This window comes from Caldicellulosiruptor changbaiensis (genome assembly GCF_003999255.1).
Taxonomy (GTDB): domain Bacteria; phylum Bacillota; class Thermoanaerobacteria; order Caldicellulosiruptorales; family Caldicellulosiruptoraceae; genus Caldicellulosiruptor; species Caldicellulosiruptor changbaiensis.
Genome location: NZ_CP034791.1, coordinates 950,278 through 966,376 on the forward strand (window position 1 = coordinate 950,278; position 16,099 = coordinate 966,376).

The 16,099-nt window shown below is 33.1% G+C and carries 14 protein-coding genes; all 14 read left to right on the top strand.

What is annotated here, in order from left to right; genetic code table 11:
- Window positions 1–25 precede the first annotated feature (25 nt).
- The 14 genes from murJ to ELD05_RS04440 all read left to right on the top strand — a co-directional run bounded on the left by murJ (window position 26) and on the right by ELD05_RS04440 (window position 15,829).
- A complete protein-coding gene (gene murJ, locus ELD05_RS04375) occupies window positions 26–1,582 on the top strand; it encodes a murein biosynthesis integral membrane protein MurJ (RefSeq protein WP_127351515.1) in 1,557 nt (518 codons plus the stop codon).
- 27 nt (window positions 1,583–1,609) lie between these two features.
- Window positions 1,610–2,800: a tyrosine--tRNA ligase gene (gene tyrS / locus ELD05_RS04380; protein WP_127351516.1), complete on the top strand. Its 1,191-nt coding sequence runs from the start codon at window positions 1,610–1,612 to the stop codon at window positions 2,798–2,800.
- Window positions 2,801–3,130: 330 nt separating this feature from the next.
- Window positions 3,131–3,964, top strand: coding sequence for a hypothetical protein (locus ELD05_RS04385; protein WP_127351517.1), 834 nt, complete (start codon window positions 3,131–3,133; stop codon window positions 3,962–3,964).
- 76 nt (window positions 3,965–4,040) lie between these two features.
- Window positions 4,041–4,400 (top strand): hypothetical protein, encoded by a 360-nt coding sequence (locus tag ELD05_RS04390; RefSeq protein WP_127351518.1) that lies wholly within the window; start codon window positions 4,041–4,043, stop codon window positions 4,398–4,400.
- A gap of 450 nt (window positions 4,401–4,850) precedes the next feature.
- On the top strand, window positions 4,851–5,105 hold the full coding sequence (locus tag ELD05_RS04395) for a hypothetical protein (protein WP_241243611.1): 255 nt from the start codon (window positions 4,851–4,853) through the stop codon (window positions 5,103–5,105).
- 136 nt (window positions 5,106–5,241) lie between these two features.
- A complete protein-coding gene (gene istA / locus ELD05_RS04400) occupies window positions 5,242–6,720 on the top strand; it encodes an IS21 family transposase (RefSeq protein ID WP_127352923.1) in 1,479 nt (492 codons plus the stop codon).
- Entirely contained in the window at window positions 6,717–7,490 is a 774-nt protein-coding gene (gene istB / locus ELD05_RS04405) for an IS21-like element ISCsa9 family helper ATPase IstB (RefSeq protein WP_127351519.1), read from the top strand. The genes istA and istB overlap by 4 nt, the downstream gene beginning before the upstream one ends.
- A 71-nt stretch (window positions 7,491–7,561) precedes the next feature.
- Window positions 7,562–8,116 carry a hypothetical protein gene (locus ELD05_RS04410; RefSeq protein WP_241243612.1) on the top strand — a complete coding sequence of 185 codons (555 nt, stop codon included), beginning with the start codon at window positions 7,562–7,564 and terminating at the stop codon, window positions 8,114–8,116.
- A gap of 104 nt (window positions 8,117–8,220) precedes the next feature.
- Window positions 8,221–8,571: a hypothetical protein gene (locus ELD05_RS04415; protein ID WP_127351520.1), complete on the top strand. Its 351-nt coding sequence runs from the start codon at window positions 8,221–8,223 to the stop codon at window positions 8,569–8,571.
- A gap of 444 nt (window positions 8,572–9,015) precedes the next feature.
- Window positions 9,016–9,786: a hypothetical protein gene (locus ELD05_RS04420; RefSeq protein WP_241243613.1), complete on the top strand. Its 771-nt coding sequence runs from the start codon at window positions 9,016–9,018 to the stop codon at window positions 9,784–9,786.
- Between the two features lie 43 nt (window positions 9,787–9,829).
- Window positions 9,830–10,189: a hypothetical protein gene (locus ELD05_RS04425; protein WP_013430703.1), complete on the top strand. Its 360-nt coding sequence runs from the start codon at window positions 9,830–9,832 to the stop codon at window positions 10,187–10,189.
- Between the two features lie 519 nt (window positions 10,190–10,708).
- Window positions 10,709–11,776 carry an amidase domain-containing protein gene (locus ELD05_RS04430; RefSeq protein WP_013430702.1) on the top strand — a complete coding sequence of 356 codons (1,068 nt, stop codon included), beginning with the start codon at window positions 10,709–10,711 and terminating at the stop codon, window positions 11,774–11,776.
- Between the two features lie 37 nt (window positions 11,777–11,813).
- Window positions 11,814–12,569 (top strand): hypothetical protein, encoded by a 756-nt coding sequence (locus ELD05_RS04435; RefSeq protein WP_013430701.1) that lies wholly within the window; start codon window positions 11,814–11,816, stop codon window positions 12,567–12,569.
- A 179-nt stretch (window positions 12,570–12,748) separates the two neighbouring features.
- Complete coding sequence (locus tag ELD05_RS04440; protein WP_127351521.1) at window positions 12,749–15,829, top strand: MMPL family transporter; 3,081 nt, start codon at window positions 12,749–12,751, stop codon at window positions 15,827–15,829.
- Window positions 15,830–16,099: the final 270 nt, after the last annotated feature.

Below are 16,099 nucleotides of genomic sequence, written 5' to 3' on the forward strand. Positions count from 1 at the left end.
TGAATATGAAAGGAAGGAACATAAATTGCAGTTCAAGAAAGCAACAAAGATAGCATTGCAACTTTTTGCTGTAACAGTCTTTACAAAGCTAATAGGATTTATTAGAGAGGTAGCGTTTGGTGCAAGGTTTGGCACCAGTATAAAAGCAGATGCTTTTCCTTTGGCCTTGCAGCTTCCGAATATACTCTTTGCTTCTGTATTTGCTGCATTTTCAACTTCTTTTATTCCTTTTTACACTGAGATTAGAGAGAAAAAAGGTGAAGATGAAGGAGTAAGGTTTACAAACAGCGTAATAAATACATTACTTCTTGCATCGAGCATTGTAGCAATTTTAGGTTTTATCTTCTCAAAACAGCTGATTTTACTTCAGGTAAATGCAAGTAAAAGCGAGCAGATATTTTATGCATCAAGGTTACTTAAAATAACCATATTCATGATACTGTTTACAAGTTCTGCAAACATTTTGCAAGGATTTCTTCAGGCAAATGGCAATTTTATAAAACCAGTTTTGTCAAGCATTCCGTTTAATTTTGCAATCTTTGTTGCTATATTTTTATCATATTTTGGGTATTTTAAGAAGATAGACATATACATTGTTGCAGTTGGTTTTGTCTTTGGGTATTTTTTGAGCCTTGTCTATCAGCTATACAATGCCAAAAAATACGGATTTAAATTCTATCCTGTGGTTGGATTGAAGGATAGAAATATTATAAACATGATAAAATTTTCTTTTCCTGTTTTTATCAGCAGCAGCATGGCACAGATTTACACGTTTATTGATAGGTATCTTTTGACAGGAACGAGCAGTGGTGCTGTTGCTGCGGTTGCATATGCTGGGAAGCTCAATGACATGGTAGTTGGTGTTTTTTCTTCATCTATCTCGGTTTTAGCATTTTCAACACTTTCAAACCTTCAAGCAAAGGGTGATAAAGAAAATTTCAGAAAATTTTTTGTATCTTCAGTAAACTCAATTATTCTTCTTATGATGCCATTTGCAGTAGGTGGCATGATACTCTCAAAAGAGATAACAAGGCTAATTTACCAGAGAGGAAATTTTACAGTTTATTCTACTATGCTCACAGCATCACCACTCATGTTTTACTCTTTGGGGTTTGTGGGTTTAGGTTTGAGAGATATTTTGAACAGAACATTGTATGTTCTAAAAGATTCAAAAACAGCAGTAAAAAATGGTGTTATTGCAATAGTTTGTAATATCATTCTTGACATAATTTTTATACATAAATTCAAGCACACAGGTGCGGCAATGGCCTTTGCTTCTGCAAACTATATAGCAACAGTACTTTTGTTTATCTCTCTTCGCAAAAAGCTTGGGTCAATTGGTTGGAAGAGGATCGCAAGTGTGCTTGTAAAATCGCTCATTGCAAGCTTAATAATGGGCATTTTTGTATATCTTTTTAAGCAAAGGTTTATAAACTTAAATATGCACTTTGCTCCTTTTTCTCTTTACACTTTAATAGCTATTGTACTTGGTATGGCAATTTATGCAGGATTGATTTATCTTTTTAAAGTTGAAGAAGCAAACTGGCTTGTGAAGATGGTAAAGGAAAGACTTGGAATATAAAAACATAGAAAGGAGAAGATGTGGCAGATGGACATAGAACACCAGCTTAAAGTTTTCAAAAAAGGCGCAGCTGAGATAATTACTGAAGAAGAGCTCATTGAAAAGCTAAAGCAGGACAGACCCTTAAACATAAAACTTGGCCTTGACCCAAACGTGCCAGATGTGCATCTTGGGCATGCTGTTGTTTTAAGGAAACTCAAACAGCTTCAGGATTTGGGGCACAACATAATCTTGATAATTGGTGATTTTACAGCAATGATTGGTGACCCGACAGGGAAATCTGAGACGAGGAAACAGCTTACAAAAGAAGAGGTCCAAAAAAATGCAGAGCCATTCAAGCAGCAGGTTTTAAAGATTCTTGACCCGCAAAAGACTACAATTAGATACAACAGCGAATGGCTTGAGCCTATGAATTTTTTAGATGTTATAAACCTGGCATCAAAGTACACAGTTGCAAGAATGCTTGAGCGAGAAACTTTCCGCCAGCGAATGGAGAAGAACTTGCCACTTTCTATACATGAGTTCTTCTACCCGCTTATGCAAGGTTATGACTCTGTTGTGATTGAAGCTGACGTTGAGCTTGGTGCAACAGAACAGAAATTCAATATTCTTATGGGAAGGACGCTGCAAAAGGAGTATGGATGCAAAACAATCCAGGTTGCTCTTTTGATGCCAATTTTGGTTGGTACAGATGGTGTTAACAAGATGAGCAAGAGCCTTGGAAACTATATTGGAATAAATGAACCGCCAAATATAATGTATGGAAAGGTAATGTCAATCCCTGATGAGATTATGATTTCGTACTATGAACTAACAACCGATTTAGAGCCTGAAGAGATTGAAGAGATGAAAAGAAAGCTTGAAGAAGGGACTTTGCATCCAAGAGATGCAAAGATGAGACTTGCAAGAGAGATAGTAAAGCTATACCATGGCGAAGAGGCTGCAAAGAAGGCTGAAGAAGAATTTATAAAAGTGTTCCAGAAAAAAGACATACCAGATAACATTCCAGAGGTTGAGCTTGTGAGTCCCAAGGTTTACCTGCCAAGGTTTATGGTAGAAAATAAACTTTGCTCCTCTACAAGCGAGGGAATGAGGCTTATAAAAAGCGGTGCTGTTAAACTCAACGGTGAGAAGGTAAATGAACTTGACATTGAACTTCAAAACGGCGATGTTTTGCAGGTAGGCAAGCTAAAATTTGTAAAAGTAAAGCTTTTGTAAAGGTTTTTCCTTTGCAAAAGCTTTTTTATTTTGCATAAAACAATGGTTGTATTTTTGTTGCAATATTACAAGCACTCTAAATAAAAATTTGGGCAGTTTGCATATTGTTGTTGTTATTGTTGTTGTGATATAGTAAAAGTAAATAAATAGTTAAAGAGGTGACATTGTTATAAAAAGTTTTAATTTGAACTAAAGAAAAAGTGTTGCCTGTGGTAATTAAAATTATTATTTTTGCCCTTTGTAGCCTATAGAAGTTATAAGGATTTTGTTATTGGTTAGGTAGGTAGAGAAGAAATTATAATGTAAAAAATAGAAAGGAGATTTGGGGATATGAGAAAAGGCATCTTAAGACTTACAAGTATGATAGCTGTAATACTTGTATTAGTAGGAGTTTTTTGTACAGGAACTTTAGCAAATGTAGCAGATGATTTAAGAGCACAACAAGTTACTAATATTACCCAGAACTATGGCAATGAAATTTTAGGTAGTTCAGATAGCAGTTCTGAAATTAGAGAAATTCAAACTAATAAAGGCGAAGAGAAAATATTAGGAAACACATTACCAAATTATGTTATATTAAATTGGGTTGCAACTGAAGATTCAATTATTTTCGATATAACAAATTTAGGAATAGATTCAGTAGACTTGGTATATGGTACTATCGATACTGGGAACATGAAGAAAAGCTTTCAATTTTCTAATGTTGGGATTGGGAAGAACAAATACACTGTAAGTGGAGTTCCGCTTTTAACTTGTGAAGAAAAAATTAAAATAACATGGTATGCTAAAGATGGGGGAGAAACTTTTGGAAGTGCCACATCAACAGGAAGTCGTCAAATTCCCCAGAGTTTACTTAATCTATGGGGACAAGGAAGTTTTGGTTCAAGAACGAAGTGTTTAGATTATCATTTCGGGCAACATGGTCGAGAAGTATCTGCATCAAATATATGTGAGTATGTAAGAATGGCTGATAAAGTAAGGCAGGATATTATTAAACAAAAATTAAAGCCAGTAAAGCCTGTTGATGGTGAAACTCCAAATGTATACAGATTTGAATACGGAATATATTATTTGCATGCGGTATGTGTGAACTATGTTCCATCTGGTGATTTAATTAGTTTTGGCAAAAACTATCGTTACCTTAATTATCAAAAAGAAAACTAAATAGTACAAATATTAAAACTCTTAATATTTTGATATTAATAATTATAAAATATAAACAGGAGGTATTATTAAGGAAATGTTTAAAGGGGATAGATGTGAATTTGGGATTATTGATGTAATAGATAAAAACAAAGATTATTGTGAGTATGAACCTGAGAAATATGATTGCGTATATGTAAATTGTGACATTGTATTAGATTGGTGTGAAGAAGGATTGAAACAAATGAAAACGTATATTGGTGGAGGGTTTGAAAAGTCATTTTATGGTTTAGACGTAAATGGAGTGTCATTGATACCGCCAGAGTCGCTTCATGTATTTGAAAAAGTAGTAGAAAGTGACCCGAGGACAAAAGAAGACCAAAGTCTTAAGGAACTTTTGGAGAAGATTAAAAAAGCAAAAGAGGAGAATAAATATATGATTTGTTATGGAGTGTAAGTTTTGAAATTGACATTTAAAAGCTTTGATGCTATACAGCTAAAAGGCAAAATTTGTAAAGCCAAAGCTTTTGTGAAGGTAAAACCTTCGCAAAAGCTTTTTTGTTTTGTAATAAGATAATGGTGATATTTTTACTACAAAATTAAAAATACTCTAAATAGAAAATTTAGACAGTTTACATATTGTTAATGTTATTGTTATTGTTATTGTTGTTGTGATATAGTAAAAGTAAATAAATAGTTAAAGAGGTGACATTATTATAAAAACTTTTAATTTGAACTAAAGAAAAAGTGTTGCCTGTGGTAATTAAAATTATTATTTTTGCCCTTTGTAACCTATAGAAGTTATAAGGATTTTGTTATTGGTTAGGTAGGTAGAGAAGAAATTATAATGTAAAAAATAGAAAGGAGATTTGGGGATATAAGAAAAGGCATCTTAAGACTTACAAGTATGATAGCTGTAATACTTGTATTAGTAGGAGTTTTTTGTACAGGAACTTTAGCAAATGTAGCAGATGATTTAAGAGCACAACAAGTTACTAATATTACCCAGAACTATGGCAATGAAATTTTAGGTAGTTCAGATAGCAGTTCTGAAATTAGAGAAATTCAAACTAATAAAGGCGAAGAGAAAATATTAGGAAACACATTACCAAATTATGTTATATTAAATTGGATTGCAACAGAAGATTCAATTATTTGTTAATGATAAAATAAAATCATCAGAAATGACACTAAAAATTCCCCACCTGCCACTTAAAAAGAAGCCTTCTGTAGTGTAGAATGGAAAGTATGGAAAAACTACAGAAGGAGAAGATAACAAGAAAATGTTGGGGGTTGCAATGCATACAACAATCTACACACTTTTCAAACGGGGATACAACAAAAGTCAAATAGCAAGATTGTTAGACGTGGATAGAAAAACTGTTAGAAAAGTAATCCATGACATTGAACAGAAGGGAGAAGTCGAGAGGAAATCAAAAGGTTCTGTATTAGATAATTACAGGGAGTTTATTGAGGCAAAGGTTAATAAAGGACACTCAGCAAAGAAGATACATCAAGACTTGCAAGCGGAATTTGATTTTGAAGGAAGCTATTCTAATGTAAGAAGATATGTCCAAAAGTTAAAACAAAAGATAGCAAATTCAAAGGTGTACATGGTTTTAACAACACTGCCTGCAGAAGAAGCACAAGTTGATTTTGGATATATAGGTAAGATAAAAGTTGATGGAAAATTCAAAAAAGCATGGGTATTTACAATGGTTTTAAGCTATTCAAGATATATGTATGCAGAGATAGTATTCGACCAAACAGTTGAAACATTTATCCAGTGTCATAAGAACGCATTCAAGTATTTTGGAGGAGTAGTAGAAGTTGTGAAGATAGACAACTTAAAAGCAGGTGTATTGAGCGTTGATTTTTATGAGGCGCAAATACAAAAAGATTATGCAAGTTTTGCGAGCCACTATGGATTTTTACCTCAGCCATGCAGGGTGTATACACCGACTGATAAAGGCAAAGTAGAATCAGCAATTAAGTATGTTAAGCAAAACTGTTTTTCTGGAGAAGAATTTAAAGATATTGATGAGGCGAGGGAACATTTAAAAAACTGGCTTGATAATGTAGCAAATGTGAGAGTACATGGCACAACCAAGAAAGTTCCCAAAGAAGTTTTCATCTCAGAAGAGAAGGAAAAGTTAATAGCTCTTCCTATTGAGGAATATTACATATCAAGAAGTTCAATTCACAAAGTAGCTACTAACTGTCATCTCATATACAAAGGGAACTACTATTCAGTGCCATATGAGTATGCAGGACGTGAAGTAGAAGTAGTTGAGATAGGCAGTTTTTTGAGGGTGTTCTTTGAAGGTAAAGAAATAGCCCTTCATCAGATTGTCAAAAACAATGAGAAGGGCAAATACGTAACCAACAAAGAACACTATCCCTCGTCTAAGAATATAACAATTGAGGATATAATGTCAAGACAGAGGGATAAAATGGCAGAGATTGGTAATTGGGCGTTGGAGTTTTTTGAGGAATTTATTAAACGGGAAGGATTTAAAAAATATGATTACAGGAGCATAAGTGGGATAATAGCACTAAAAGAAAGATATGGAGCTGAGACAGTAGACAATGCGTGTAAGAGGGCTTTAAAATTTGGAGGGCTAAGCTACAAAGTTGTCAAGAACATATGTGAAAAAGGGATAAGCGATTTACCTGAGTATGAAGACGAGAGCTATGTTAATGAGGAAAGAACAGAGCTTTACAGGGATATCAGGGAATATAACAAATTGCTTGAGATAGGGGAATTGCAAATATGAATGATCTTTTGTTGGGGAAGCTAAAGGATTTGAAATTATCCGGGATAATAAAAAGTTTTGATTTAAGAGTAGAAGAAGCTATTAAGAATAATTTTTCGTATCAAGAGTTTTTTGAGATATTGATAAATGATGAAGTGAGTAACAGGAGAATAAACAGTAATCAAAAGAGGATAAGCAAAGCGAGGTTTCCATGGCACAAGACATTAGAAGAATATAATTTTAATTATCAGCCTTCAATAAATAAGAGGTTTATATACAATTTGGCGACCTGTGAATTTGTCCGCAAGAAAGAGAATGTGGCCTTCATAGGACCGCCAGGGACAGGGAAGACACATCTTGCAATAGCGATAGGACTTAAAGCTGTAGCACTTGGATATAGAGTTTTGTTTACCACAGCAAATGAGATGTTAGAAGAGTTGTATATTTCAAGAGCGGATAATTCGTATCAACAAAAGCTAAAAAACTATGTTAATGTGGATTTGTTAATAATAGATGAGCTGGGCTTAAGGAAATTTAATCAAAGCAGTGTAGATGATTTTTATGAGATAATATCAAAGAGATATGAGAGAGGATCGATAATAATAACCACAAACAAAGTATTTGAAGAGTGGCCGAGGATATTTTATGATCCAGTTTTAGCGACAGCGATTTTAGATAGATTTGTACATCACTGTCATTTTGTGGTTATCAAAGGTGAAAGTTATAGGATGAAGCAAAGGGAGGGTGCTATCAAAGCTTTAACAGATGATTCCAAGAATGAGTCAAATTAGTTAAATAATGATAATTAAATTTTTTTTAAAACAGGTGGGGAAAAAATATTATCAAAAGTGGGGAAAAGGTATTGACAATAACAATTATTTTCGATATAACAAATTTAGGAATAGATTCAGTAGACTTGGTATATGGTACTGTCGATACTGGGAACACGAGGAAAAGCTTTCAATTTTCTAATGTTGGGATTGGGAAGAACAAATACACTGTAAGTGGAGTTCCGCTTTTAATTTGTGAAGAAAGAATTAAAATAACATGGTATGCTAAAGATGGGGGAGAAACTTTTGGAAGTGCCACATCAACAGGAAGTCGTCAAATTCCCCAGAGTTTACTTAATCTATGGGGACCAGGAAGTTTTGGTTCAAGAACTGAGTGTTTAAATCATCATTTCAAAAAACACGGTAAAGAAGTATCTGCATCAAATATATGTGAGTATGTAAGAATGGCTGATAAAGTAAGGCAGGATATTATTAAACAAAAATTAAAGCCTGTAAGACCTGTTGATGGTGCAACTCCAAATGTATACAGATTTGAATACGGGATGTATTATTTGCATGTGGTATGCGTAAACTATGTTCCATCTGGTGATTTAATTAGTTTTGGCGAAAAAAATTCTAGTCCTTAATTAATTATCAAAAAAAACTGAATAATACAAATATCAAAACCATTAATATTTTTTATATGGATTATGAATTATTATGTATTACCAAATGGAGGCATTATTAGAGAATGTATACATGCGAATTTGGGATTATTGACAAAATAGATCAGGGGAAGAAATATTATGAATATGAACCGGAGAAATATGATTGCGTATATATAGATTGTGATATTGTATTGGATTGGTGGGAAGTAGGATTAAACCAGGTAAAAACGTATATTGGTGTAGGTTTTGAAAGGGAATTTTATGGTATAGACGTAGATGGGGTGTCATTGATACCACCAGAATCACTTTCTGTATTTGAAAAAATAGTAGAAAGTGACCCGAGGACAAAAGAAGACCAAAGTCTTAAGGAACTTTTGAAGAAGATTAAAAAAGCAAAAGAGGAGAATAAATATATGATTTGTTTTGGAGTGTAAATTTTGAAATTGACATTTAAAAGCTTTGATGCCATACAGCTAAAAGACAAAATTTGTAAAGCCAAAACTAAAGCTTTTGTGAAGGTAAAACCTTCGCAAAAGCTTTTTTGTTTTGTAATAAGATAATGGTGATATTTTTACTACAAAATTAAAAATACTCTAAATGGAAAATTTAGACAGTTTACATATTGTTGTTGTTATTGTTGTTGTGATATAGTAAAAGTAAATAAATAGTTAAAGAGGTGACATTGTTATAAAAAGTTTTAATTTGAACTAAAGAAAAAGTGTTGCCTGTGGTAATTAAAATTATTATTTTTGCCCTTTGTAGCCTATAGAAGTTATAAGGATTTTGTTATTGGTTAGGTAGGTAGAGAAGAAATTATAATGTAAAAAATAGAAAGGAGATTTGGGGATATAAGAAAAGGCATCTTAAGACTTACAAGTATGATAGCTGTAATACTTGTATTAGTAGGAGTTTTTTGTACAGGAACTTTAGCAAATGTAGCAGATGATTTAAGAGCACAACAAGTTATTAATATTACCCAGAACTATGGCAATGTAATTTTAGGTAGTTCAGATAGCAGTTCTGAAATTAGAGAAATTCAAACTAATAAAGGCGAAGAGAAAATATTAGGAAATACATTACCAAATTATGTAATATTAAATTGGGTTGCAACAGAAGATTCGATTATTTTCGATATAACAAATTTAGGAATAGATTCAGTAGACTTGGTATATGGTACTATAGATACTGGGAACATGAAGAAAAGCTTCCAATTTTCTAATGTTGGGATTGGGAAGAACAAATACACTGTAAGTGGAGTTCCGCTTTTAACTTGTGAAGAAAAAATTAAAATAACATGGTATGCTAAAGATGGGGGAGAAACTTTTGGAAGTGCCACATCAACAGGAAGTCGTCAAATTCCCCAGAGTTTACTTAATCTATGGGGACCAGGAAGTTTTGGTTCAAGAGCTGAGTGTTTAAATTATCATTTCAAAACACACGGTAAAGAAGTAGCAGCATCAAATATATGTGAGTATGTAAGAAAGGCTGATGAATTTAGGAAAAGAGTTATTGAATTGAAATTAACGCCACAAAAACTTGTTGATGGTAAAACTCCTAATGTGTACAGATTCAGATACAATGGGTATTATTTAGATGCAGTATGCGTGAACTTAGTTCCAACCGGGGATTTAATTAGTTTTGGTAAATAATAAAGTTGTGTTAATTTATTACATTATGGAGGTGTTTTTATAAATGTACAAAGGTACAATGTGTGAATTTGGTATTATTGACGAGATAGATAGAAACAAATATTATGGTGAGTATGAGCCTGAAAAGTATGATTGTATATATGTGGATAGTGATATTGTATTGGACTGGTGGGAGATGGGGCTGAGGAGAGTAAAAACCTATGTTGGAGGAGGTTTTGATAAAGAGTTTTATGGTATAGACGTAAATGGAGTCACATTGATACCGCCCGAGTCTCTTCCTGAATTAGAGAAAGTAGTAGAAAGTGACCCGAGGACAAAAGAAGACCAAAGTCTTAAGGAACTTTTGAAGAAGATTAAAAAAGCAAAAGAGGAGAATAAATATATGATTTGTTTTGGAGTGTAAATTTTGAAATTGACATTTAAAAGCTTTGATGCCATACAGCTAAAAGACAAAATTTGTAAAGCCAAAACTAAAGCTTTTGTGAAGGTAAAACCTTCGCAAAAGCTTTTTGTTTTTGTAAGGCTATAAAGCCGAAATTGAGGATATTTAAAATAAGTGGCAATTTTAATTAATGGTAGGTTCAAATTTTTATATCAAATTCTCCTTTTAGTCCAATTATATAGCTTCCACTGCAGATGATTTATCATTTTAAGTATAATCATATATTTATAACTCTAAGATATGCAATATATACAGAATGAGCATTTTAATTTATTATAGTTTTACAAATACCAAAATTAAAATTTAGGCAGTTTGTATATTGTTGTTGTTGTTGTTGTTGTTGTTGTGCTAAAGTAAAAGTAAACAAATTACTCAAGAGGTGAGTTTGGTTATGTAAAGTTCAATTTTGTGCCAAAGAAAAATTTTTTAACTTACAATCACAAATTGAAAATACAAAAGAGTGAGAGGGGTGTTTATTTGATGAAAAGGGTTTTAAAATGCTTCTCTAAATTTTTAATGTTTTTAATTGTATTTACATTAACAATTTGGTATAATGAGATTGCAAAAGCAGGGGAGGTATATGAACAAGAGAACAACAACAGCTTTTCAACAGCAAATACAATTAATTTTGGAGATTTTGTAAAAGGATTAATATATCAATCTACTAATCCATCGCAAGACAAAGATTATTTTAAGATTTATTTTAGAGCAGGGGACATAGTAGCAATAAGTTTTATTAATGCGCATGAGCTTGTAGATTACAACATATATTTATACAATTCATCACAGAATTTAGTAGCATCATCTACGAATCCAAAAGGTAAGAATGAATTTATTCAGTACACAGTTCCAAGTAGTGGGAATTATTATATTTTAGTATCAAGTGCGTATGGACATTCAGGTTCTCATTATTATTCTCTTCAATTAATGAGGTCATCATATAATTCGGGTAATACGAATACGAGCTACAACAGGACAGCAGCAAAGAATTATGCTATAGACAATGCAACGTATAAGAATAGTTATACATGCAGGGGTATTACGTTTGCTAATTTTGCGAACTATGGAGGAGATTGCACAAATTTTGCTTCACAGGTGCTGTTTGCGGGGTATATGGATATGATATATTCTACATCTTCGGGGATAGAAGGTAATGTTAACTACTGGTTTTACCGGACATCAACAAACCGAACTACAACGTGGACGGGTGCGAATTATTTTAGGCAGCACTGGGGCAATTTAGATGGTGCCGGAAGAAACAGAGCGTATCAGATGAGAATATATCCTGTATGGTATGCATTGGAGAGATATAGCAGTGTAGTATTAGGGTTTTTAAAAGAGGGGGATATTGTTCAACATGTACGATATGATAACTGCGAAGCTTATCATTCACAGGTAATAGTTAGTAAGACAGCAACAGATCTTTTGTACGCACAACATTCCACTACACCAGAGTATTTCTATTCTGGTAGGAGTTTTCGCGAGTACTTAAATAAAGACACATTACCCATGAACTGGGTAATCTTATATAGGATAAGTTCAAATTAGCAAGAGAGGTTAAAAGAAGAAGAGAGGGGAGATATAAATGAGGCGAAAAGTGATTATATTGGTGTTGGTATGCACATTTATATTTGCTGGTTGTGCAGGTATAGGTTGTGCGATATATAGAGGGAAGGCAGGTACAGGCAAAGGTGTTGATGCAGGAGCTCAGAAGGTGGTATTGGCATCAGAACAGGCGGAGAGAGAGGGGAATATAACAGATGTCAATCAAGATAACCAGAATTTAACTGAGAATCAGCAAAAAGAAGATGTTGATACTGCAGTATACAGTGACCCTACAGACAGATTTACTGATAAGCGTATAAAAGAACTGTATGGTATTATATTGGTTTCAAGTTCTGCTTTAGCTGATTTTTATTATTCTGATTCTTGGAAGAGAACCTCTAAAGATATAGCAGAACATCCAGAAAAATATAGTGAGTTGTATATTCTTGAATGGAAAAGTAGAGAAGAGCTTGCAATGGAAGCGATAAAGGTGTATGAGGGCTTGTTGAAGGAACTGAGGGAAAATCCACAAAATTGGAGAGAAGTGTGGAAAAGATATAAAGAGTTTACACTCGACATTAGACCGAAGTTATTGAATGTGCAATATGACTGGAAGATAAAAGAGAAATGGTTTTTTAACACTGAAGAGGGGAAGATACATGCGAAAAGGAATGATATAGACAGGGGAGATGTTGAGCAGTGGAAGAAGGATTATGAGATAATGCTGGAGAAGTCGAGGAAAGAGACTGAGGAGTCTTTGAAAAGTTTTGCTGAAGAAGCTGGAATAGAGTATTGATTGGCGATGTAATTTTTTGCAGGTTGGTAAACTCAAGTTTGTAAAGATAAAGCTTTTGTGAAGGCAAAGACCTTCACAAAAGCTTTTTATTTAATTTTTAAATTGACTTTTAGTCATTGACGTTTGGCCAGTGCATATGTTAAAATAGGCTGTGTAAAATTTTAAAAGAGGTGAGGTGTGTGAGAGTAATTTTAAAGCGTCCGTGGCTGAGCACTATTATATGGGCTATTTTAACAGTAATATTTGTAGTTACTATGCCAGATATAAATAAAATAGTGCGACTCAAAGGTGAACCTAAAATTGGTCATGAATATCCTTCTCAGGTTGCAGCAGCGTTAGAAAAAGAGTATCAGGGAGTACCAAAGGATAAAAAGCTTTCAACAATAGCAATTGTATTTTATGACAAAAATGGTCTTTCGAATAAAGATATTGAAGCAATCAAGAAAATAATTTATGGACTTGGCAATAGCAAAGAAAGATACAACATTGAAAATATTTCATCTCATTTTATGAATCCAGAGTTAAAGAACTACTACGTATCAAGCAACAACAAGGTTGTCCTTGCAAGTATTCAAACAGACAAGTCAAGAAGAGAAGTTATTGAAATAAGAAATGATATTTATAAGTTTATAGAATCTGTTCAAAAACCAAAGGATTTAGAGGTGTATCTTACAGGTGGAGATTTAATTACTCAAGACTTTGTAAAAGCTTCAGAAGATGGAGTTAAAAAAACAGATATCATCACTATTGTATTTATAATTGTTGTGTTAGTTCTTGTTTTCCGCTCACCTATCACACCAATTGTTTCACTTTTAACAGTTGGTGTTTCGTTTTTAATTTCGCTTAGCATAGTTGGACATTTGGCAGATAAGTTTAATTTTCCAATCAATACTTTTACAAGAACATTTATAGTTGTATCCCTATTTGGAATTGGGACGGATTATAATCTATTGATTATTTCAAGGTTCAGAGAAGAGCTTGCAAATGGGAAAGATGTTGATGATGCAATAATAACAACGTTTAAAACAGCAGGAAAAACAGTGGTATTTAGCTGTCTTGCGGTTTTTACAGGTTTTGCGGCTTTTGCGGCAGCGTCTTTTAACTTTTTCAGGGCAATGTCAGCAATTGCAGTAAGTGTGCTTGTGCTTTTACTTGTGCTTTTGACACTGGTTCCTGCTGTACTCAAAATTTTTGGTAAAAATCTTCTCTGGCCATTTAATAAAGAAATACAGCACACCCATAGCAGACTCTGGGAAGCTGCTGCAAGACTTTCAACTAAATATCCTTATGTGGTGTTGACAACAGTTATTTTAATCTTGATACCTTTTCTCTTATCAGTGAGAGGCGATTTATCATTTAACACACTAAACGAACTTTCTGAAAAATACAAATCCGTGAAAGGATTTAACATAATTTCAAAAAACTTCAGCAGTGGTAAGACATTTCCTGTTACCATTTATTTGAAATCTAATAAGAGTTTAGCAACTTCTGACGCATTATCTGACATTGAAAAAATAACTGAAATATTGAGTAAGCAAAATGGTATAAAAGATGTGTATTCAGTCACAAGACCACAAGGGGAGATTATAAAACAATTTACTTTGTCAAACCAAGCGGATACTGTTATAAAAGGTATTGATAGTTTGAGAGATGGTCTTTTGAAAGTTAACAATGCAATTGAGACTATAAACAAAAATTTAAGTATGTCAACAAAAGAATTTGATGTTCAAAAACTTGTAACTGGTATTTCACAGCTTGAGAATGGTGTATATGAATTAAAAATTTCTTTGGAAAAACTAAATAGTGGATTTGAACAGGGGTTAAATGGTTCTAAGAAGATATATGATGGTCTTAATAAGCTTTCAATTGGAAGCAGCAAGCTATCTGAAGGCTTTAAAGAGTTCTATTCTGAGTATACAAGGTCAATAAATAAGGTAAAAAGCGAATTACAGGGGTTTGATGTAAATCAAATTGAACTTTTATTGGCAGGTATTAATACTGCTTATAACAATTTAAAAGCACTTTCAAATAAGTATCCGGAAATCTCAAAGGATATCAATTATATTATGGCATCTGAGATTTTATCAAAAATTGAAACTGAAGCAAATAAGTTTGCTCCAAAGTTAAAAGAGTTTTCTTCTGAATATGAAAAGATTTCAGCCCAGATAAATGAAGCTGACAAAGCTCTGAAGCTTATTTCAAATTCTATTAATAGCATAGCTTCAGCTTCAAAACAGCTTGCTGATGCTCAAGGGAAGGTTCTAAGTGGCTACTATCAAATTGACAAAGGTCAAAAGCAAATAATCTCAGGTGTAAACCTTATGTATTCAAAACTTCAGGAATTTGACAAACAAAAAGAACAGATTCTAAAAAAAGTTGATGAACTTCAGACAGGGTTTACAAGCTTAAAATCAGCTCTTTTACAGATTTCTGATGCACTTAACAAGATGGCAAATTCTATGCAGAGTATGAAGGGTTATTTTGAAGGATACAAAACAACAAACATCTTTTACGTCCCACCAGAGGCTATAAAAAGCAGTAGCTTCAAAAAGGCTTTAGATTCATATATGAACAAAGATAGAACAATAACAAAGATAATCTTGATTCTTGACACAAATCCGTATACAAACAAGGCAATTGATATTGTTGATAATGTGGAAAAGGTTTTAAATAACTCTTTAGAGTTTATAAACACAAAGTTTGTGTCGGTAGGAGTTGGTGGGATATCATCTTCAAACCATGATTTGAAGAGCATTTATTTTAAAGATTTTAAGACTTTGAGACTAATAATGATAATAAGCATCTTTATTCTCATGTTCCTAATTTCAAGGTCAATCTTTAATGCTGCAATAATGGTAATAATAGTTTTTGCCGACTACTACCTTGCACTCTCTATAACAGAGATGATTTTCAAAGGTATATTCAAGTACGAAGCACTCAACTGGGCAGTGCCATTTTTCACCTTTGTTGTGTTCTTAGCTTTGGGTATAGACTACAGTGTATTTTTGCTGATAAGATTTTACGAATATAGGGAGTTAGAACTTTCAGAAGCACTAAAGCTTACCTCAGCAAACATTGGGCATGTTGTAACATCAGCGGTGATAATTTTAGCTGGCACATTTGCGGCAATGCTGCCATCAGGGATTTTGACATTAATGCAGGTTTCCATCTGTGTTGTGATAGGCCTTGTTTTGCTTGCGTTTTTCCTTCTGCCGTTTTTGTATAATAGTTTGATGAGGATAAAGAGAGATATAATTTAAAAGTGACCTAAAAATAATTAGAAAGCTGCTACCGGAGAGGTGGCAGCTTTTTATTTACATGGAAGTGTAAGAAAATTTAAGGGATTTAGAGATATTTAAAGAAAGAGAGAGCTTATAGCTGAAAAATGCTAAAAAATTGATTAAAAAAAGTAAAAAACGCGTTTGACAAAATAAAATTACCAATGTAAAATTTAGGCAAAGATAGTAAGGTGGATATTAATAGATATAACAATTTATACATTGTCTTATCAAAATAATATAGTTTATATA

What these genes read in the sequence shown, in the direction of transcription:
- istB (WP_127351519.1), top strand. Translation starts at nt 6,717, where the DNA reads ATGAATGATCTTTTGTTGGGGAAGCTAAAGGATTTGAAATTATCCGGG.
- ELD05_RS04425 (WP_013430703.1), top strand. Translation starts at nt 9,830, where the DNA reads ATGTACAAAGGTACAATGTGTGAATTTGGTATTATTGACGAGATAGAT.
- tyrS (WP_127351516.1), top strand. Translation starts at nt 1,610, where the DNA reads ATGGACATAGAACACCAGCTTAAAGTTTTCAAAAAAGGCGCAGCTGAG.
- ELD05_RS04435 (WP_013430701.1), top strand. Translation starts at nt 11,814, where the DNA reads ATGAGGCGAAAAGTGATTATATTGGTGTTGGTATGCACATTTATATTT.
- ELD05_RS04430 (WP_013430702.1), top strand. Translation starts at nt 10,709, where the DNA reads ATGAAAAGGGTTTTAAAATGCTTCTCTAAATTTTTAATGTTTTTAATT.
- ELD05_RS04415 (WP_127351520.1), top strand. Translation starts at nt 8,221, where the DNA reads ATGTATACATGCGAATTTGGGATTATTGACAAAATAGATCAGGGGAAG.
- ELD05_RS04395 (WP_241243611.1), top strand. Translation starts at nt 4,851, where the DNA reads ATGATAGCTGTAATACTTGTATTAGTAGGAGTTTTTTGTACAGGAACT.
- ELD05_RS04385 (WP_127351517.1), top strand. Translation starts at nt 3,131, where the DNA reads ATGAGAAAAGGCATCTTAAGACTTACAAGTATGATAGCTGTAATACTT.
- ELD05_RS04420 (WP_241243613.1), top strand. Translation starts at nt 9,016, where the DNA reads ATGATAGCTGTAATACTTGTATTAGTAGGAGTTTTTTGTACAGGAACT.
- istA (WP_127352923.1), top strand. Translation starts at nt 5,242, where the DNA reads ATGCATACAACAATCTACACACTTTTCAAACGGGGATACAACAAAAGT.
- ELD05_RS04390 (WP_127351518.1), top strand. Translation starts at nt 4,041, where the DNA reads ATGTTTAAAGGGGATAGATGTGAATTTGGGATTATTGATGTAATAGAT.